21 protein-coding genes and 1 riboswitch are annotated in these 17,555 nt (G+C 63.1%); of the genes, 9 read left to right on the top strand and 12 right to left on the bottom strand.

Annotation, left to right across the window (positions count from 1 at the left end; translation table 11 throughout):
* Positions 1–76 precede the first annotated feature (76 nt).
* From LB558_RS18070 to metX, 3 genes are read right to left on the bottom strand one after another with little or no spacing between them, the layout of a single operon-like run.
* Positions 77–931, bottom strand: coding sequence for a Stf0 family sulfotransferase (locus tag LB558_RS18070; RefSeq protein ID WP_224698807.1), 855 nt, complete (start codon positions 929–931; stop codon positions 77–79).
* Positions 880–1,494 carry a methionine biosynthesis protein MetW gene (gene metW / locus LB558_RS18075; protein ID WP_127260998.1) on the bottom strand — a complete coding sequence of 205 codons (615 nt, stop codon included), beginning with the start codon at positions 1,492–1,494 and terminating at the stop codon, positions 880–882. The genes LB558_RS18070 and metW overlap by 52 nt, the downstream gene beginning before the upstream one ends.
* A 58-nt stretch (positions 1,495–1,552) precedes the next feature.
* Positions 1,553–2,722, bottom strand: a complete 1,170-nt coding sequence (gene metX / locus LB558_RS18080) for a homoserine O-acetyltransferase MetX (protein WP_127260997.1) — start codon at positions 2,720–2,722, stop codon at positions 1,553–1,555.
* 114 nt (positions 2,723–2,836) lie between these two features.
* Positions 2,837–2,914, bottom strand: a riboswitch (SAM riboswitch).
* Positions 2,915–3,051: 137 nt separating this feature from the next.
* On the opposite strand from metX, the gene hisC reads away from it, so the two are divergent.
* Together hisC and LB558_RS18090 are read left to right on the top strand one after the other, a co-directional pair.
* On the top strand, positions 3,052–4,161 hold the full coding sequence (gene hisC, locus LB558_RS18085; protein ID WP_224698808.1) for a histidinol-phosphate transaminase: 1,110 nt from the start codon (positions 3,052–3,054) through the stop codon (positions 4,159–4,161).
* A gap of 6 nt (positions 4,162–4,167) precedes the next feature.
* Complete coding sequence (locus LB558_RS18090) at positions 4,168–5,103, top strand: prephenate/arogenate dehydrogenase family protein (protein WP_224698809.1); 936 nt, start codon at positions 4,168–4,170, stop codon at positions 5,101–5,103.
* A gap of 7 nt (positions 5,104–5,110) precedes the next feature.
* Here LB558_RS18090 and LB558_RS18095 read toward each other — a convergent pair whose 3' ends face one another.
* Together LB558_RS18095 and LB558_RS18100 are read right to left on the bottom strand one after the other, a co-directional pair.
* Entirely contained in the window at positions 5,111–6,034 is a 924-nt protein-coding gene (locus tag LB558_RS18095; RefSeq protein ID WP_224698810.1) for a sugar kinase, read from the bottom strand.
* 7 nt (positions 6,035–6,041) lie between these two features.
* The gene (locus LB558_RS18100; protein ID WP_224698811.1) at positions 6,042–7,040 is read right to left on the bottom strand and encodes a DUF2125 domain-containing protein; all 999 of its coding nucleotides are present in this window, start codon (positions 7,038–7,040) and stop codon (positions 6,042–6,044) included.
* Between the two features lie 142 nt (positions 7,041–7,182).
* Here LB558_RS18100 and LB558_RS18105 point away from each other — a divergent pair, with 142 nt between their 5' ends.
* The gene (locus LB558_RS18105; RefSeq protein ID WP_224698812.1) at positions 7,183–7,704 is read left to right on the top strand and encodes a gamma-glutamylcyclotransferase; all 522 of its coding nucleotides are present in this window, start codon (positions 7,183–7,185) and stop codon (positions 7,702–7,704) included.
* A 121-nt stretch (positions 7,705–7,825) separates the two neighbouring features.
* Complete coding sequence (locus LB558_RS18110; protein WP_224698813.1) at positions 7,826–8,773, top strand: aldo/keto reductase; 948 nt, start codon at positions 7,826–7,828, stop codon at positions 8,771–8,773.
* A gap of 52 nt (positions 8,774–8,825) precedes the next feature.
* Here LB558_RS18110 and LB558_RS18115 read toward each other — a convergent pair whose 3' ends face one another.
* Both LB558_RS18115 and LB558_RS18120 read right to left on the bottom strand, forming a co-directional pair.
* Complete coding sequence (locus LB558_RS18115; protein ID WP_224698814.1) at positions 8,826–9,614, bottom strand: lysophospholipid acyltransferase family protein; 789 nt, start codon at positions 9,612–9,614, stop codon at positions 8,826–8,828.
* Between the two features lie 121 nt (positions 9,615–9,735).
* Positions 9,736–10,638 carry a LysR family transcriptional regulator gene (locus LB558_RS18120; RefSeq protein WP_224698815.1) on the bottom strand — a complete coding sequence of 301 codons (903 nt, stop codon included), beginning with the start codon at positions 10,636–10,638 and terminating at the stop codon, positions 9,736–9,738.
* A gap of 118 nt (positions 10,639–10,756) precedes the next feature.
* Between LB558_RS18120 and LB558_RS18125 the strand changes: the two genes are divergently transcribed.
* Positions 10,757–11,227: a DUF1348 family protein gene (locus LB558_RS18125; protein ID WP_224698816.1), complete on the top strand. Its 471-nt coding sequence runs from the start codon at positions 10,757–10,759 to the stop codon at positions 11,225–11,227.
* Between the two features lie 24 nt (positions 11,228–11,251).
* Positions 11,252–11,884: a pyridoxamine 5'-phosphate oxidase family protein gene (locus tag LB558_RS18130; protein WP_224698817.1), complete on the top strand. Its 633-nt coding sequence runs from the start codon at positions 11,252–11,254 to the stop codon at positions 11,882–11,884.
* Positions 11,885–11,932: 48 nt separating this feature from the next.
* Here LB558_RS18130 and LB558_RS18135 read toward each other — a convergent pair whose 3' ends face one another.
* From LB558_RS18135 to ftsE, 4 genes are all read right to left on the bottom strand, one after another.
* A complete protein-coding gene (locus tag LB558_RS18135; protein ID WP_224698818.1) occupies positions 11,933–12,199 on the bottom strand; it encodes a hypothetical protein in 267 nt (88 codons plus the stop codon).
* Between the two features lie 43 nt (positions 12,200–12,242).
* A complete protein-coding gene (locus tag LB558_RS18140) occupies positions 12,243–12,968 on the bottom strand; it encodes a YdcF family protein (RefSeq protein ID WP_224698819.1) in 726 nt (241 codons plus the stop codon).
* A 121-nt stretch (positions 12,969–13,089) separates the two neighbouring features.
* Positions 13,090–14,085 (bottom strand): cell division protein FtsX, encoded by a 996-nt coding sequence (locus LB558_RS18145; RefSeq protein ID WP_224698820.1) that lies wholly within the window; start codon positions 14,083–14,085, stop codon positions 13,090–13,092.
* Positions 14,078–14,737, bottom strand: coding sequence for a cell division ATP-binding protein FtsE (ftsE, locus tag LB558_RS18150; protein ID WP_010911739.1), 660 nt, complete (start codon positions 14,735–14,737; stop codon positions 14,078–14,080). The genes LB558_RS18145 and ftsE overlap by 8 nt, the downstream gene beginning before the upstream one ends.
* 192 nt (positions 14,738–14,929) lie before the next feature.
* Between ftsE and LB558_RS18155 the strand changes: the two genes are divergently transcribed.
* From LB558_RS18155 to LB558_RS18165, 3 genes are all read left to right on the top strand, one after another.
* Positions 14,930–15,574 carry a hypothetical protein gene (locus LB558_RS18155; protein WP_224698821.1) on the top strand — a complete coding sequence of 215 codons (645 nt, stop codon included), beginning with the start codon at positions 14,930–14,932 and terminating at the stop codon, positions 15,572–15,574.
* 23 nt (positions 15,575–15,597) lie between these two features.
* A complete protein-coding gene (gene hpt, locus LB558_RS18160; RefSeq protein WP_224698822.1) occupies positions 15,598–16,140 on the top strand; it encodes a hypoxanthine phosphoribosyltransferase in 543 nt (180 codons plus the stop codon).
* Between the two features lie 73 nt (positions 16,141–16,213).
* On the top strand, positions 16,214–16,585 hold the full coding sequence (locus LB558_RS18165; RefSeq protein WP_164754337.1) for a response regulator: 372 nt from the start codon (positions 16,214–16,216) through the stop codon (positions 16,583–16,585).
* Here the strand turns inward: LB558_RS18165 and LB558_RS18170 are convergent, their stop codons facing one another.
* Positions 16,586–17,533, bottom strand: a complete 948-nt coding sequence (locus LB558_RS18170) for a DMT family transporter (protein ID WP_224698884.1) — start codon at positions 17,531–17,533, stop codon at positions 16,586–16,588.
* Positions 17,534–17,555 lie beyond the last annotated feature (22 nt).

Below are 17,555 nucleotides of genomic sequence, written 5' to 3' on the forward strand. Positions count from 1 at the left end.
GGCGATGCGCTTTGATCAATAACATCGCATCTCTGGCGCCCCTGGATGCTTCGTGCTCTCGTACAGTGCCGTTCGATCAGATCGCGAACCTTGCGCTCCTCTTTTTAAGAAAACCGCGACGGTAATTGTTGGCATGGAAGTTCGACGTGTCAGAATATTCCGCCAAGAACCGCTCTCTCCACTCCTCACTGATGGTGTCTCGTTGAATATCGAGGCCCGAACCGAGATCCGACCCGGGTTCCAAGACAAGCTTGGCGTCGACCAGAGATGCAGCCCTTTCAAGGCAGGTCCGTGGATGTTCAAGGAGTTCTTCGTATGTCAGTGATAGGAAGGACAATCCGTTCTTTGCAAACCAGACATCCCAGGCCAGATTTTCCAGGACGATCTTTTCAAGCGAGTCCGCGATTGCTTTGCCGTCGTAGCATGGTCTCTTCTGATCGGCCTCGGTAGAGCGGAACCGACCACTCTGACGAGCGCGGGTCCACGAAACTGCTTGACCAACGAGGTCCCTACGCGTCAGCCGCATATAGCGCAGCTTTGGAAGGCTTGCGGGAAGATCCACGGTTTTGGCAACCTGTGAAAACTGGCTGGCAAACAGTTTGACCGCGTAAATCCCGGAGGAGGACCGCCCGTCCTTCAGTGCACGTAAAACCTGGGAACGGGGATCGCGGGGATAGTTCGGCAATTCTAGAACACGGCGGCCCCCGAACCACTCGAGTGGGTTGCCAAGCCCGGTGGCTGCCATCAATCCGGCGAGGTGGTTGCTGCCACTGCGCGGTGAGGTGCAGATGAGAATTCCGCCTTTTAACCCAGCCAGCATATCCGGTGGGACTTCAACTGGCAGAGGGCGCCTACGAAAGAGATACATGGCGATCAACACTACCGTTTCAGCAAGAACACTGCCTGCTGGCCGAAGAAGTTCCAGAACCACCACGGCATCGACAGGCCGATCTTCTGCCCGGCGGCGTCGAGGGCGGTTGCCTTCTCCACTGTCGCGCCGAGTTCGTCGCACAGATTGACGAAATCGCGGATGGTGCAGAAGTGGATGTTGGGCGTGTCGTACCAGGAATAGGGCAGGTCCTTGGTCACCGGCATGCGGCCATTGATGAACAGCGACAGGCGCACACGCCAATGGCCGAAATTGGGGAAGGAGACGATGGCGCGGTTGCCGATCCTGAGCAGTTCGTCGAGCACCAGCTTCGGGTTGCGGGTGGCTTGCAGCGTCTGCGACAGGACGACGAAGTCAAAGCCCTTGTCGGGATAGAATTCGAGGTCCTTGTCGGCATCGCCCTGGATGACCGAGAGGCCGCGCGCCACGCATTCGTTGACGCCGCGCTGCGACAGCTCAAGTCCACGGCCGTCGACCTGCTTGGTGTCCTGCAGCAATTCGAGCAGCGAGCCGTCGCCCGAGCCGACATCGAGCACGCGCGACTGTGGCGGGATGAGGTTGGCGACGACTTCGAGGTCGACGCGCTGGTCGCGGTTGACGCTCATGGCTTCGCCTCCTGCCTGGCGCATGATCCCGATCCGGAGAGCCTGCAATTTTCTGGGGTCATGCGCTGAGCCCTCTCGCCCGGGCCGCCGAGCCGATGAAGCCGTTTATCGCGGCAAACAGTTCCGGCTCGTCGAGCAGGAAGGCATCGTGGCCCCGGTCGGTCTCGATCTCGACGAAGGATACCGATGCGCCGGCGGCGTTGAGCGCATGCACGATCGAGCGGCTCTCCTCGGTCGGAAACAGCCAGTCCGAGGTGAAAGACACCAGGCAGAAGCGGGTTTTCGTGCCGGCGAAGGCATCGGCCAACCGGCCGCCATGGTCGGCGGCAAGGTCGAAATAGTCCATCGACCGCGTCATGTAGAGGTAGGAATTGGCGTCGAAGCGATCGACGAAGGTCATGCCCTGGTGGCGCAGATAGCTTTCGATCTGGAAGTCGGCGTCGAAGCCGAAGGTCAGCGCTTCGCGATCCTGCAGATTGCGGCCGAATTTGCGATGCAGGGCGGCTTCCGACAGGTAAGTGATGTGGGCGGCCATGCGTGCTACAGCCAGGCCCTTTTCCGGGCGTTTGCCGTGCTCGAAATATTTGCCGCCATGCCAGTCCGGATCGGCCATGACCGCCTGCCGGCCAACCTCATGAAAGGCGATGTTCTGCGAGGAATGGCGCGCGCCGGTGGCGATCGGCAGCGCCGAGAAGACGCGCTCCGGATAGCTCGACGCCCATTCCAGCACCTGCATGCCGCCCATCGAGCCACCGAGCACGCAGAACAACTTTTCGATGCCGAAATGGTCGATCAGCATCTGCTGCGCGCGCACCATGTCGCGGATGGTGATAATGGGCAGGTCAAGCCCATAGGGCTTGCCGGTGGCGGGATTCGTCGAGGCCGGGCCGGTGGACCCAAGGCAACCGCCGATGACGTTGGAGCAGATGACGAAGAAGCGATTGGTGTCGATGATCTTGCCGGGGCCGATCAGCACTTCCCACCAGCCCGGCTTCCCGGTCACCGGATTGGTGCTGGCGACGTGCTGGTCGCCGGTCAGCGCATGGCAGACGAGGATGGCGTTGGAGCGGGCATCGTTCAGCGTGCCGTAGGTCTGGTAGGCGATCTGGAACGGCGACAGCAGCGTGCCCGCGTCCAGTTTGAGCGGCTTGTCGGAGCCAAAACGCAAAACCGGGCTCGACGGCTGGTCGGCCTCGTTGTTGGTTTTGCGGGCGCGCAGAACGGCCATGACATCCATCTCACACTTTGAGCCCACGCATCGCGCTTTTCGAAAATCGATGCCGATATGGGTGTCCGGCCGGCACGGACAACAAAAAACCGGCATTGCAGTCGCAAAGCCGGTTACAGGATGCAAACGGCCCTTTAGCAAGTTGTTTAACGTGGCTGCAAGCCGACCGGCCAAATCACCACGGAAGTTCGCACCCCTTCTAGGGCTGTGGCACGCCGGCGTCAACGGCCAGCCTTGGTCCGGTGGCTGTCACCTCTCGACATTGCGGGCCACGGCTTGTATTTCCGCTGCGGCTTCCCTCAGGAAGCGTTCTCGACGGATTTTGCGACATGAGCCAGACACCGGACCAGGCACGTCCAACCCCGCGCGCGGGCATCATGGACATAGACGCCTATGTGCCGGGCAAGAGCACGGCGCCCGCCGGCGTCGCCAAGGTCCACAAGCTGTCCTCGAACGAGAATCCCCTAGGGCCCTCGCCGAAGGCGATCGAAGCCGCGCGCGAGATTGCCGGAAAGCTCGATGTCTATCCAGACGGCACCGCCAGGCGGCTGCGCGAAGCGATCGCCGAGGTGCATGGCCTCAACCCGCAGAATATCATCTGCTCCAACGGCTCCGACGAGATCCTCGGCCTGCTGGCGCAGACCTATCTGGCGCCCGGCGACGAGGCTGTCATCACCGAACACGCCTTCATGGTCTACAAGATCTACATTCAGTCGGCGGGTGCCGTTCCGGTGACGATCAAGGAAACAGATGAGCGCGCCGACATCGACGCCATCCTGGCCGCCGTCACGCCCGCTACCCGGATCGTGTTCCTGGCCAATCCCAACAATCCGACCGGTACCTATGTGCCGTTCCAGGAGGTGCGCCGCCTGCATGCCGCACTGCCGAAGAACGTGCTTCTGGTGCTCGACGCCGCCTATGCCGAATATGTCCGCCGCAACGACTATGAGGCCGGCATCGAGCTGGTCGGTGCCGCCCAGAACGTGGTGATGACCCGTACCTTCTCCAAGATCGGCCTTGGCGGGGCGCGGATCGGCTGGATGTATGCGCCGATGCACATCGTCGACGCCATCAACCGCGTGCGCGGTCCCTTCAACGTCAATGCGACGGCGATCGAGGCCGGCATCGCAGCGATCCGCGACCGCGCCCATGTCGAGCGCAGCGTGGCGCACAACGAGACCTGGCTGGCCTGGCTGAGCGAGGAATTCACAAAGCTCGGGCTGCGGGTGACGCCCAGCGTCGGCAATTTCATCCTCATTCATTTTCCCGAGGACCAGAAGCATTCGGCGGCGGTGGCGGACGACTATCTGACGGCGCGCGGCTATATATTGCGGCGCGTTTCGGGCTATGGCTTTCCCAACGCGTTGCGCATGACCGTCGGCACCGAAGAGGCCAATCGCGGCGTTGTCGCCGCTCTCACGACATTCCTGAAAAGCTAGAACACCATGACCGCACCGATGTTTGAAAAGATCGCGCTGGTCGGCATCGGCCTGATCGGCTCGTCGCTGGCCCGCGTCATCCGCCGCGAGGGCCTGGCTGGTCACGTCGCCATCTCGACGCGCAGTGCGGCGACGCTGGCGCGGGCTGAGGAGCTTGGGCTGGGCGATAGCTATACCGCCGACGCGAGGGAAGCTGTCCGCGATGCCGACCTAGTCATCATTTCGGTGCCGGTCGGCTCGTCCGGAGCGGTTGCCGAGGAAATCGCGCCGGCGCTGAAGCCAGGTGCGATCCTCACCGATGTTGGTTCGACCAAGGCGTCTGTCATTGCGCAGATGCAGCCTTATGTGCCTGAAGGCGTCCATTTCATTCCCGGCCATCCTCTGGCGGGCACGGAAAAATCCGGCCCCGACGCCGGTTTCGCCAACCTGTTCGACAATCGCTGGTGCATCTTCACGCCGCTGCCCGACACTGCCCCGGACGCGCTGGAGAGGCTGTCGGAATTCTGGCGCCGCTGCGGTGCCAATATCGACACGATGGACCCGCAGCATCACGACATGACGCTGGCCATCGTCTCGCATTTGCCGCACATCATCGCCTACAACATCGTCGGCACCGCCGATGATCTGCAGTCGGTGACCAAATCCGAAGTGATCAAATATTCGGCTTCCGGCTTTCGCGACTTCACCCGCCTTGCCGCCTCCGACCCGACCATGTGGCGCGACGTGTGCCTGCACAACAAGGACGCCATCCTCGAAATGCTGGCACGGTTCTCCGAAGATCTGGCGTCGCTGCAACGCGCAATCCGCTGGGGCGACGGCGAAAAACTCTTCGACCTGTTCACCCGCACCCGCGCCGTACGCCGTTCGATCATCGAGGCCGGCCAGGACATCGACGTGCCCGATTTTGGCCGCCAGGCCGTCGAGCATCCCGCGAAGGGCTAAGTCTGTTTCAGGCAGGCCATGTCGCGGCGACCATGGCCAGCGTCTCGGCCCGGTTCGGCGCACCAAGCCTGCCGCCGAAGCGCAGGCATTTGAGCGCGGCGGCCGCACTGGCAAAGCGCAAAGCCTGCTCGACCGGCATGGCTTCCGCCAGCCCGACGGCGAAGGCGCCATGAAAGACATCGCCGGCGGCGAGCGTATCGACCGCCTTGATCTTCGGCGCCGCGACATGGCGCGCGCAGCCTGCACGACGGTCGTGCCACCAGCTGCCCGCCGCGCCGCCTGTCACTGCGACAAAAGCGTCGGTGCGGCTGGCGAGATCGGCGCAAGCCGTTTCCGGATCGAGCGCCTGGCCGCAGACAATGCGCGCCGCCGGTTCCGAAGCGACGATGTGCGTGGCGAGCGGCACCAGCTGTTCCAGGATCTGCAACGGTGCGGTATCGGCATCGAGGATAGCCGGCCGGCCGATGGCGCGCGCCGCTTTCAGGGCAAGCGCTGCCGCGCCAGGCCAGCGGACATCGACCAGTACGGCGTCGAATGCCATGAGGTCGGCGACCGGCAAGGCTTCGGGATCGGCTTGGGCAAGCCTGTCATAGAAGGGCACGATGATGCGCTCGCCATGCGCGTCGACCAGGATCGAGGCCAGCGCCGAGCGGGCGCCTCTGACGCGCCGCACAAAGGTGCAATCGACGCCTTCGGCCTCGATGCCGGCGATGAGCTGGTCGGCGACGGCATCGTCACCCGCGCTCGCCCATAGCGATACCTCGGCGCCCAGGCGATGCGCGGCGCAGGCGGCACTGGTCGCCATGCCCGAGGCGATCTGGACGCCGTCGGAGGCCATGAACTTGCCCTGATGCACGGGCAGCGCCTCGACGCGCAGGATCGTATCCAGCGTCAATGCGCCAACGCTCAGCAGCTTCACGGGTCTTGCCATGGTTGAGCTATTCGACCGGCTTGATCTTGCCCAGCGGAATGAAGCCGAGCGAGGCCTTGCCCCTGACCACCTTCAGCGGCATCGACGGTTCGTTGCCGAGCACCGCCAGGGCAGAAAAACCCTGCTCGATCTGGCTTTTCTGCTCGGGTATGGCGGCGCCGAGGATGGCCGCCACCGCCTTCGGGTCCTTCAACCTGATCATCAGGTCGGCGTTGACCAAGCCCTCGGCATCGACCGAGAGCGGTCCCGAAACGGTGATGCGCGCCGTCCCCGACGACAGGTCAAGGTTGCGGATTTCGATCGCCTGGCCACGAAGGCTCTTCACCTGCGTGCCGATTAACGCGACACCGTTCTTCAATGTCACGTCGCCACTGGCATCGAGCGGCGGCAGCACGCGCCCACCAATCGCGTCGGGGTCGATCTCGAGATCGCCGAAACTGCCGAGATAGTTGATATCCTCACCGTTGGGCTGCAACTGGCCTGATGCCTTGCCGGCGCTGAACAGTTGCACCGGATCGGTGTCGTCGGCCGGATCGGTCTGGCCGGAAAGGCCCTCTGCCTCCAGCGAAATCCGCTGCGGCAGCGGCCACCACAATTTGAAATTGGCTTGCAGATTGTCCCAGTCGATCCACAGCGGCACCATGTCCGGAATGGCGGTCCTGAGCGGGCCGCGCAGATTGGCAACCGGCGACAGAGGCTGGATTATCTGGGCGACTGCGTTGAAACTGCCGGCTGAGGCTGCAATGTTCTTGGCATCGTCCTCGTAGGCGAGGTTGTCGCAGGAGACGGTAAAGCTCAAGGGATAGCCGCTGACCTGGAGATTGGCGCAGCCGGCCTCGACGCCATTCTTGTTGAGCGTGGCAACCGCCTTGCCGGCCTCGCTCCTGACGCGGTCAGCCAGATACAACCAGCCGCCGCTGTAGAGGGCGAACAGCACGACGATGAATGCCGCAAGCCAGACCAGGCGGCGACGTTTGTTCGGCTGGCGTTCGTCACTTGACGTCATGCTTTGGCTCTCGTTAACGCATGGGTGTTGCGGACGGGTAGTCGATTCCGCCAGGTAGACAGACGAATAGTTAGACGGGACGGGCAGAAAAAACACCGGTCCGGGTGCGGTGTTGGCATCTTTTGCAATCAGGCGCGGCGATATGGGCGATTTTTGGGTGTTTGGCTATGGCTCGCTGATCTGGCGGCCGGGATTCGCGCATGTCGAAACACAGCGTGCCCGCCTGCATGGCTACCGGCGCTCGCTCTGCGTCTATTCCTTCGTGCATCGCGGCACGCGCGAGCGGCCGGGGCTGGTGCTCGGCCTCGACCGTGGCGGGTCCTGCGTCGGCCTCGCATTCCGCGTCCCCGGCGACTTGCGCGACGAGGTCATGGCCTATCTTCGCGAGCGCGAACTGGTCACCAATGTCTATCTGGAGCGCATGCTCAAGATTCGCCTCGACGGGGGCGGTACGGTCGACGCAGTGGTCTACATTGTCGACCGCCAGCACGAGCAATATGCCGGAGCGCTTGACGCTGCGGATGCGGCGGCAGTGGTGCGCGGTGCGGTCGGCCAGTCCGGCAACAACGAGGACTATGTGCTGAGCACGCTGGAGCATCTCGAGGCGCTTGATATCCGCGACCACTGGCTGGAGGATGTCGCCAGGCAGGTCGCGCCTTTGTGAAGCTGGCTCTGCGGAAAAAGACGGCCAGGCCTTTGACCTCGTTCAGGCAAGACCTAGGTTAGGCTCCGAACCTCAGCCTGCGGGCGCCATTTGCCCGCCCCAATCATCCCGGAGATCCGCCTTGCAGAAACGCCGTCTCGGTCGCACCGACCTGTCCATCGCGCCGCTGGTTCTGGGCGGCAACGTCTTCGGCTGGACCGCCGACGAGAAAACCTCGTTCGACCTTCTCGACCGCTTCGTCGGCGCCGGCCTCAACGCCATCGATACGGCGGATGCCTATTCGCGCTGGGTTCCCGGCCACAAGGGCGGTGAATCGGAGACCATCATCGGCAAATGGATGAAAGACCGTGGCAATCGCGACAAGGTCGTGGTGATCACCAAGGTCGGTTCGGATATGGGGCAGGGACACAAGGACCTCTCCGCCGCATACATCGAAAAGGCCGTCGACGCATCGCTGAAGCGGCTGCAGACCGAAGTCATCGACCTCTATCTGTCGCACTGGCCGGATCCGACGACGCCCTATGAGGAAACCCTTGGCGCCTACGAGAAGCTGCTCGCCAAGGGCAAGATCCGCTATGCCGGCTGCTCGAATCTCGACGCCGGCCAGTTGCGTGCCGCACTCGATGTGGCGAGCTTGCGGAGCCTGCCGCGCTACGAGGTGCTGCAGCCGGAATACAATCTTTACGATCGCTCATCCTTCGATGGACCGTTGCGCGATCTGTGCGTGGCCGAGGACATCGGCGTCATCACCTATTTCAGCCTGGCCAAGGGTTTCCTCAGCGGCAAATACCGCAGCGAGGCCGATCTCGGTCAAAGCCCGCGTGGCGGCGGGGTGAAGGACTATCTCAATGCGCGCGGCATGCGCATCCTTGCGGCACTCGACGCGGTTTCATCAAGGCATTCGGCCAAACAGGCGGAAGTCGCGCTTGCCTGGGTTATCGCTCGGCCGGGCGTCACCGCGCCGATCGCCAGCGCGACCAAGCCTGAACAGATGGACAGCCTGATCAGGGCGGCGTCGCTGAAACTGACCGCCGACGACATGGCCGAACTCGACAGAGCGAGCGGCTGAAGTTTTCGGGCAGCCATCGAGTCCGGCTGAATGTTGCGCGAAAGCCTTCGCTTCAGGCTTTCGCGCCGAGTTCCCGCAACCGCTTCACCGCCGTTGACGGCAAGGCCGGCGGATTGGGCGACCGCGAGGCCTCGATGAGGAGCTGGTCGCAGGCAGCCTCGGTCTCGCCGATCAGCCGGGCCATGAATTCGTCCTTGCTCAGTCCCGGTGGGATCGGCGGCAGGAAACGCGCCTTGACGGTGCCGGGATAGCGCAGGAATTTCCGGCGCGGCCAATAGAGACCGGCGACATGGGCAACCGGCACCACAGGAACGCCAAGCTGTGCATAGATTTCGACGATGCCGTATTTGTAGGCCGGCTCGTCGCCCGGGGCGCGTCTTGTCCCTTCGGGGTAGATGATGAGTTGGCGAGGGTTGCGCGCCATCTCCTCCTTGGTCGCGGCGACCACGGCCTTCAGCGCTTTCGAACGGCTGCCGCGATGAACCGGGATCATGCGCATCTTCATGATGTACCAGCCGAAGAACGGAATCCAGGTCAGCTCGCGCTTCAGGATGTAGAGCGGGTCCTGGAGGAAGGGGAAGAAGGCGATGGCGTCCCAGAACGACTGGTGCTTGGGCGCCAGGATGAAGGAGCCTTCGGGAAGGTTTTCCTGGCCGGTGATGTCGCTCCTGGTGCCGGCGATCTTGTCATAGAGCCACATCGAGGTGCGCGACCAGAATTTAGGCACGAACCAGGCGCGGTGACGGGGCGACAGGAAATAATAGGGGGTCCAGAGGATCATCTGGACGATCAGGTTGACGTAGAAGACGAAATTGAACGTCAGCGATCTGAAATAGAGCATTGGGGGGAGGCCCGGTGAGGAGGTGAGCGTTGGTTACACCAAGCGCGGGAAAAAAGGAAATGGCCGCAGGGTGCTTTGGTTGGCGACGAAGAACGTCGCCAATGGGGTTGGCCTGGTTCCGCTACATCAGCCGCGCCAGCCGCTCCTTCAGACGCGGAGCGGCAAAATCGAGGAAGGCGCGCAGCTTGACCGGCAGCAGGCCGTGGCCCGCATGCACCAGGCTTACCGGCCATGGCGCCGGCTCGAATTCCTGCAGCAGGACGCGCAGCGCGCGGGACCGCTGCGCGGCCTCGATTTGGTAGGAAAGCACACGCGTCAGCCCAACGCCGGCAATCGCCGCATCGATGGCCGCTTCGGCGGTGTTGACCTGAAGCCGCGAGCGGACCCGAACCGGGATTTCGGCCTTGCCCTTGATGAAGCTCCAACTGGCGCCGGAGGCAAGCCCCTCGAAGGTGATGCAACTGTGTGTTTCCAGGTCCTCCGGGGTCGTTGGCGTGCCGTATTCGGCCAGATAGGCCGGGCTGGCGCAAACGACGCGGCGGATCGTGCCGACTCCGATGGCGACCAAGCTCGAATCGGGCAACCGGCCGATGCGGATGGCGAGATCGAAATGATCCTCGACCAGCTGGGTGATGCGGTCGGCCAATGTCAGGTGGATGTCCACGTCGGGATAGGCGACGAGAAAGCCGGTGACGACCGGCAGCACGTGCAGGCGGCCAAAGACGACCGGCGCAGTGATGGCCAGTTCGCCGGTCGGCGCGCTGTATTCGCCGGCGGCCGTGCGTTCGGCCTCGCCGACCTCGTCGAGGATGCGGCGGCAGGCGGCAAGATACGCCTGACCGGCATCGGTGGGCGTCACCCGGCGCGTCGAGCGGTTCAGGAGGCGTGTGTTCAGATGGCGCTCCAGATCGGAAATCTTGCGGCTCACCGTCGCCAGCGGAATGCCGAAACGGCGGCTGGCCGCGGAAAGGCTGCCGGCCTCCACCGCGGCGACAAAGAGCGACATGGCTTCGAGACGATCCATAGCTTCTTCCAGAAAATGGAAGGATAGATTACGAATATGGCATCTGCATTTGAATGATGGAAGGCTTTATATTGGGTTTGTCGGCCTGCCTGCAGCACGGCCTCGCAAAGGAGTTGCCATGTCCGAAGCCCGCCCGCCGCTGCCGCCGTTTACCGCCGAGACCGCTGCACAGAAGGCGCGCATGGCCGAGGATGCCTGGAATTCACGCGACCCGGCGCGGGTTGCGCTCGCCTATACGGAGGACAGCCGCTGGCGCAACCGCGCCGAATTCCTGCAGGGCCGCGACGCCATCCAGGCGTTCCTGACGCGCAAATGGAGCAGGGAACTCGACTACCGGCTGATCAAGGAGGTCTGGGCCTTCCACGGCAACCGCATTGCCGTGCGTTTCGCTTACGAGTGGCGCGATGACAGCGGATCATGGTTCCGCAGCTACGGCAACGAGAACTGGGAATTCGACGAACACGGGCTGATGCGTCTGCGCATCGCCAGCATCAACGACCTGCCGATCGGCGAGGCCGATCGTAAGTATCACTGGCCGCTCGGCCGGCGGCCGGACGACCACCCGACACTGTCGGAGCTCGGACTTTAGCATCTTGCCGCAAGGAAGCTTTCTATGAGCGCGCATGCTTTCACCAGCGACGTTGCCTTCACGCCGACCGTCAAGGCGATCCAGGCCCGCAAGGGCTCACGTCAGTCCTATGCCCGCGTCGAGGAGCGTGGCGGCTGGCAGGCCGGCATCACCCCGGACCTTGCCGCCTTCATCGAAATGCAGACCAGCGTCTTCCTGTCGACCGCCAATAGCGAGGGACAGCCCTATGTCCAGCATCGCGGCGGGCCGGCCGGCTTCCTCAAGGTGCTGGATGAACATACGATCGGCTTCGCAGATTTTTCCGGCAACCGGCAGTTCATCACGCAGGGCAATTTGGCCGACAATCCAAGGGCGTTCCTGTTCCTGATCGACTATATGCACCGCCAGCGCATCAAGATCTGGGGCACGGCGCGGGTCCACGAGAGTGACGTCGAGCTGATGGCGAAACTGATGCCGCAAGACTACAAGGCGCGCCCTGAGCAGGTCATCCTATTCACGGTCTCGACCTGGGATGCCAATTGCCCGCAGCACATCCCGCAACGGTTCGAGGCAGCCGACGTGGCGGCGGCACTCGGCGAGCGGGACAAGCGTATCGAACGCCTTGAGCAGGAGATCGCACGGCTCAGGGGAAATTCGGGCGCGGCCGCAGGGGAATAATCGGTAGCAGGTCAGTTTGAAATTACGGCTCCGTAGCGGGCGACCTACTCAAGCCTCGTGCGTTGGCGGGTTGACCGCTGACACGTATTTCTCCTCGATCCAGATCGAATGCATGTAGGCTGGTTCTCCAAAGACCTCACCGACCTTCAACTCCAGCAAGTGTGTCCCTGAATCATTCGTGACGCTGATAACCTCAAATTTTCGCCCGACACATCCGAGGAAAAGCTCTTTGGTGCGCATCTCATCGCCCGGAAGATCATCCTTGAGGTCCTCAGGCACACCTATGACGGTCACTATGGTGCCCGCCGAAATCATTAAGACGCCTCCAACGCTGAGAGCTTAGCACGCGTGCGAATAATCAGCCGCCGGCCGCGGTTTCGGCCAGTGCGATGCCGTTGGGCGTCGGCTTGACCGGCACGATGCCGCGCGCCAGCGCCAGCAGATATTTGTTGTATTCGGTGAACAGCACGCGCAATGCCCGCGGCTTGGTCAGCCAGCCGCCATTGTCGAGGTTGGAATTGACCACCGGATAGGGCTCGAGCTTGGCGCCATGCAGCAGCCTGCCCATTTCCAGCAGGCTGCGCGGCATATGATAATTGTTGGTGACGAGAATCACCGTGCCATAGGCGTGGCTCTCGACCCATTTGGCACTTTCCTCCGCATTGCCGATCGTGTCGAGCGCGGCGCGGTCGATGTCGACGCAACAGGAAAACAGCTTCTTGTCGCCGCCGGTCGCCGCCTGCAGCTGGCGACGGCTGGCTGAAGGGTGGACGCCGCTGATCAGCAGCCGTTCGCCCTTGCCGGACGCCAGCAGTTCCATCGCCGCATCGAGGCGGGACTGGCCGCCGGTCAGCACGATAATCGCGTCCGCCCTAGCCGGATTGGCGGGCGTGGTCAGGTGACTGACCTTGTTGGCGAACCAACCGAAACCGCCGGCAAACAGAGTTGCGAGGATGAGGACGGAGAGAGCGGACAGGCGCAAGGCGGCTCTTAAACGGCTCACAGCTCGGCGGTCATGCGAACGGACAACCACCACTGGCATCTGCCCAGCCGTACCGGTCGAATCCCGCGCGTCCATCGCCATATGGTTAATCCTGAAATGCGACTTTGGGTAGGTAAAAGACGCACTTTGCGTTACGTGAATTCTCCATCCGTGATCACCCTGTTTTCTTCATGTCGTTGTCCCCACTGTTGGGCGACATGAATTAGCCTGCATCCGGTTGGCGGACATCGATGTCGCTGAGATAGGCAACGACGGTGGCGTGGGACGTGGCAGCCGTCAGTCCGCCGATCACCAGCACCATCAACACGACACCCAGATAGCCTGCTGAACCGATGGCGAAATTGCCGAACAGGGCGGTCGCCTGGTCGGCCTGCGGCGTCGCCATATTGCGCGACGACCACCAGGAAAAGACGATGAACACGAGCACTGCGGCGGCACCGCCGGCCGCCGCTCCCTTCATGCCGGTGACCAGGAAATGCCGGCGGAATTCGCGTGCGATGAATTGTGCCTCGGCGCCGACGAAATGCAGCACCTCGATGATGTGGCCGTTACCGGCCATGGCGCCGCGCGTCGCGAACACCACGGTCAGCACGGTTGCCGACAGCATCAGCGCCAGCACAGCGATGCCGATGGTCACCGTGGTGCGGGCCATGGCGACCAGCCGGTCGACCCAGGTGCGGTGATCGTCCAGCGATGCGCTCGGCAGTTTCGGGGTGATCGCGGCGCGTATGGCGGCGAAATCGGGCGGGCTGTTCTCGTCGATGGTGACGATGATCAGGCGCGGGACCGGCAATTCGTCGATGTTGAGGCCTGAGCCCAGCCAGGGCTCAAGGAGCCGCGCGGTCGCCTCGCGATCGATGATCCGGGTCGCCTTGACGCCGGGGAATTCGCCGGCGATCTGGGAGGCCTGGGCAAGGGCTGCTTCCATGTCGAGACCGTCGACCGGCTTGATCTGGATGGTCGCCTCGCGCGAAATCTGGTTCTCCCAGACGGACGCTGTGTCGCGCACCAGCGTCACCGCGCCGAAAGTCAGACAGGACAGGAAGGTCATAATGGCGATGACCAGTACCAGTGCCCGGCCGGCGATGTTCTGCGCCGGCACGATCGGCGCCATCCTGCGCTGGGCGCGCGGCTTTGCCTCGGTCGCCTCGGCGTCCTGCTCCCGTTCCACAAAATGTTCGGCGGACAGTTCAGTCATAGATGTCCAGCCTTCCGCCGGCCAGGATCATGCGGCGCGCGTCGACCTGTTCCATCAGGCCAAGATCGTGGGTGGCGATCACCACTGCGGTGCCGAGACGGTTGAGTTCGATGAACAGCCGCAGCAGACGTCGCGCCAGCGGCGGATCGACATTGCCGGTCGGTTCGTCGGCCAGTAGGATTTCCGGCTGCTCGATCAGGGCGCGGGCGATTGCGGCGCGCTGCTTCTCGCCGCCGGACAGCACCGGCGGCAGCACATGCATGCGCTCGCCCAGCCCGACCCACTTCAACAGCTCGGTGACATCGGTCCGGTAGCTCGCTTCCTCGCGCCCGCGCACGCGCAAGGGCAGCGCGACGTTCTCGTAGGTGGTCATGTGGTCGAGCAGGCGAAAGTCCTGGAACACCACGCCGATGCGGCGGCGCAGATGCGGCAGTTCGGTACGCGAGATGCGTGAGCGATCCTTGCCGAAGATGGTGATCAGCCCGCGCGTCGGTTTCAGCGACATGAACAACAGGCGCAGCAAGGTCGTCTTACCGGCGCCCGAAGGCCCGCTGAGAAACTGGAAGGAGCGCTCCGGAATGTGCAGGGAGATGTCGCGGAGGATTTCCGGACCCATGCCATAGCGGAGGCCGACATTTTCGAAACGAATCAATTTCGGCGACCTGAAATTCGGCACGGCAGCGAGCCGGCCTGTTCTGGGTAAAGACCATCGGCCGGCATGGTTAACCGGCGGTTAATTCCTGGACTCTTTAGGCTCGTCACGAGGGCTCCGGTGGGGAAGCGTTAACCATTTGTGTTTACGCAAAAGAAACGAAAAGCGAACACGTGCTGCAATGCTGGGGCCATGATGGCTGACGATCGAACCGCGCGCCCGGTTTCCGGCGAAATCATGGCCGATCCGGCGGCAATTGCCGCTACGGACCGGTTCATGCGTGGTTCGGTTGCCGACATCGTCGATGCCGACTACGTGGTGATGCCGCGTCTTGCCCCTGCCGTGGAAAGTGTTTCGCCGCTGCCGCGCGCGATCGTCACACCGCCCATCGAGGGCATGGACATGTTGCGCAAGCCCGAGGCCCCGGCGGAACGGCCGCCAGCCTCGCGCGGCGGGCCGATCTTCTGGATCGCCGGCATCGGCGCCGTGCTTGCTGCCTTCTGGGTTTCAGGCGGGCACGCGCTGGTGCGCCAGGCGCCGTTCCTGTCCGGCGCGCAGGCTTCGGCACTCAGCATATCAGGTGTCACGTCACGCATTGACGCTTCCGGGCCGAACCCCGCGCTGTTCGTCGATGGCGAGGCGGCCAATGACGGGGCGAAACCGGTGCAGCTGCCGCCGCTCGAAATCCGGGTGACCGGCAATGACGGGAGCACGACCCGCTATACGTTGGGGACATCCGGCCGCGCGCTGGCGTCCGGCGAAAGATTCGGCTTTGCCAGCCGGCTCGACGTGCCTAAGAACGGCGTAAGGACCGTTTTGGTCACTTTCGCCCGATAGGCGATCACCGGGGAAGACCAGCAATGCCCATCGTACGCGGCAAGGACATCGAAGTCCTGTTTTCGGCATCGGCCATCGCGCGGCGCAATCTTGAGCTCGCCAAGGAGATCGCCGGCCACGACTATCACGATCTGTTGGTGATTTCGGTGCTGAAGGGCTCGTTCATCTTCGCCGCCGATCTCATCCGCGCCATGCACGACGTCGGCCTGTCGCCCGAGGTCGAGTTCATCTTCATCTCCAGCTACGGCGCCGGCACCACCAGTGGTGAGGTAAGGGTGCTGCGCGACATCGACAATGAGGTCGCCGGGCGCGACGTGCTGTTGATCGACGACATTCTCGAATCCGGCAAGACGTTGAGCTTCACCCGCGCCCTGATGATGTCGCGGGGCGCAAAGAGCTGTTCCATCGCCGTGCTGCTCGACAAGCGCATGCGCCGCCAGACCGCGCTCAATGCCGACTATGTCGGCTTCGACTGCCCCGACTATTTCGTCGTCGGCTACGGCATGGACGTTGCCCACGCTTTTCGCGAGCTGCCGTTTGTCGGCGTCGTCAAAGGGGATGTCTGAGCGACTTCAAAAAGGTTTGTTGACACTGCGCGCCTTCAGGAAAAGTCAACTTTTCGGGCCAAATATGCCGGCCATGGCAAAGCTTCTGATCGTCGAGGATGATGAGTCCGTCCGCACCCTGGCGGCCCGCGCGCTTGAACGCGCCGGCCACACAATCGATATCGCGGCGGACGGCGCGCAAGGGCTTTCGCTGATCCAGGCCGCGCGTGGTGGCTACGATCTCGTCGTCTCCGATATCCGCATGCCGGAGATGGACGGCATCGAGATGGCGATCGCAGCGGCAGCGCTGTTTCCGGCGATGAAGATCGTGCTGATGACCGGCTATGCCGACCAGCGCGAGCGCGCCGAGGAATTGAACGGCATCATCCTCGATGTCGTGCAGAAGCCCTTCACGCTGGCCGAAATCCGCTCGCGTGTCGAGCGGGCGCTGATCTGCTTCGCCTGATCAGGCCGGGTCGGCAGCAGTGAGCACCGGTGGAGCGCTCTTGCGCCGTTCGGTGTTGAGCGCCAGCAGGCCAGCGCCGATGATCAAGGCGGCCCCGATCACGGTCGTCGACCGTGGTACTTCGGCGAAGAACAGGAAACCCCACAGCGGCGACCACAGGATGCCGGTGTATTCGAAGGTGGCAACGCGGTTGGCCGGAGCCATCCGGTAGGCCTGCGACAGCAGGATCATGCCGGCCGAAGCGACGAAACCGCAGGCCGCCATCTTGAGAAAATCGGGCAGCGTCGGCCACAGCCAGGGCCGCACCAGGAATTCCAGGCTGGGGTGGGCCGCATGGGTGATGCCGGCAAGGTGAAACGCGCCGGCAACCACGGCGGCGCCGACCAGGTAGGCACCGTTCTGATAGAAGGCCATGACAGTCGACGATTCGGTGTCGCCGATCTTTCGGGCCATCAGCTGCGAAAAACCATAGAGCGCCGCCGAGCCCAGCGACAGCAGCGCCGCCCAGTCGAACAGCCCGGCGCCCGGGCGCAGCATCACGACGACGCCGAACAAGCCGATCAGCACGGTTGTCAGCGTCCGCCAGGAGACGCGCTCGCCAAGATACGGCCCGGCCAGCACCATGATGAACAGCGGCGCCATGAAATAAAGCGCCACCGCATCGGCAAGCGGCAAGGCAGCGATGGCCAGGTAGTACATCGTATAGGAGGTGAACTGGATGAAGGCACGCACCGTCAGCATGCCGAATCGCTTCGACAGGATCGCCCGCAAGCCGACATCGGCATGGACCAGAACGATCAGGATCGGCAGAGCGACGATCGAGCGGATCGCCATCACCTCGGTCACTGGATAACCGCTCGACACGGCTTTGACGAGCGGATCCTGCAGCGAAAAGATCAGCACGCCGAGGCACAGGCTCAGGATGCCGCCTACCATCCGATTCTGCATCTGCATCCAGGCTCCTGCGCGT

This window comes from Mesorhizobium sp. CO1-1-8, from assembly GCF_020164875.1.
In the GTDB taxonomy this organism is placed as follows: Bacteria; Pseudomonadota; Alphaproteobacteria; order Rhizobiales; family Rhizobiaceae; genus Mesorhizobium.

Excerpts from the sequence above, each read along its gene's own strand:
- LB558_RS18170 (WP_224698884.1), bottom strand. The coding sequence starts at position 17,533 with ATGCAGAATCGGATGGTAGGCGGCATCCTGAGCCTGTGCCTCGGCGTG.
- LB558_RS18130 (WP_224698817.1), top strand. The coding sequence starts at position 11,252 with ATGAGCGCGCATGCTTTCACCAGCGACGTTGCCTTCACGCCGACCGTC.
- LB558_RS18115 (WP_224698814.1), bottom strand. The coding sequence starts at position 9,614 with ATGCTCTATTTCAGATCGCTGACGTTCAATTTCGTCTTCTACGTCAAC.
- LB558_RS18165 (WP_164754337.1), top strand. The coding sequence starts at position 16,214 with ATGGCAAAGCTTCTGATCGTCGAGGATGATGAGTCCGTCCGCACCCTG.
- LB558_RS18105 (WP_224698812.1), top strand. The coding sequence starts at position 7,183 with ATGGGCGATTTTTGGGTGTTTGGCTATGGCTCGCTGATCTGGCGGCCG.
- LB558_RS18100 (WP_224698811.1), bottom strand. The coding sequence starts at position 7,040 with ATGACGTCAAGTGACGAACGCCAGCCGAACAAACGTCGCCGCCTGGTC.
- metX (WP_127260997.1), bottom strand. The coding sequence starts at position 2,722 with ATGGCCGTTCTGCGCGCCCGCAAAACCAACAACGAGGCCGACCAGCCG.
- LB558_RS18140 (WP_224698819.1), bottom strand. The coding sequence starts at position 12,968 with ATGGCGATGGACGCGCGGGATTCGACCGGTACGGCTGGGCAGATGCCA.
- LB558_RS18155 (WP_224698821.1), top strand. The coding sequence starts at position 14,930 with ATGATGGCTGACGATCGAACCGCGCGCCCGGTTTCCGGCGAAATCATG.
- metW (WP_127260998.1), bottom strand. The coding sequence starts at position 1,494 with ATGAGCGTCAACCGCGACCAGCGCGTCGACCTCGAAGTCGTCGCCAAC.
- LB558_RS18120 (WP_224698815.1), bottom strand. The coding sequence starts at position 10,638 with ATGGATCGTCTCGAAGCCATGTCGCTCTTTGTCGCCGCGGTGGAGGCC.
- LB558_RS18090 (WP_224698809.1), top strand. The coding sequence starts at position 4,168 with ATGACCGCACCGATGTTTGAAAAGATCGCGCTGGTCGGCATCGGCCTG.
- LB558_RS18145 (WP_224698820.1), bottom strand. The coding sequence starts at position 14,085 with ATGACTGAACTGTCCGCCGAACATTTTGTGGAACGGGAGCAGGACGCC.
- LB558_RS18135 (WP_224698818.1), bottom strand. The coding sequence starts at position 12,199 with ATGATTTCGGCGGGCACCATAGTGACCGTCATAGGTGTGCCTGAGGAC.
- hpt (WP_224698822.1), top strand. The coding sequence starts at position 15,598 with ATGCCCATCGTACGCGGCAAGGACATCGAAGTCCTGTTTTCGGCATCG.
- LB558_RS18125 (WP_224698816.1), top strand. The coding sequence starts at position 10,757 with ATGTCCGAAGCCCGCCCGCCGCTGCCGCCGTTTACCGCCGAGACCGCT.
- hisC (WP_224698808.1), top strand. The coding sequence starts at position 3,052 with ATGAGCCAGACACCGGACCAGGCACGTCCAACCCCGCGCGCGGGCATC.
- LB558_RS18095 (WP_224698810.1), bottom strand. The coding sequence starts at position 6,034 with ATGGCAAGACCCGTGAAGCTGCTGAGCGTTGGCGCATTGACGCTGGAT.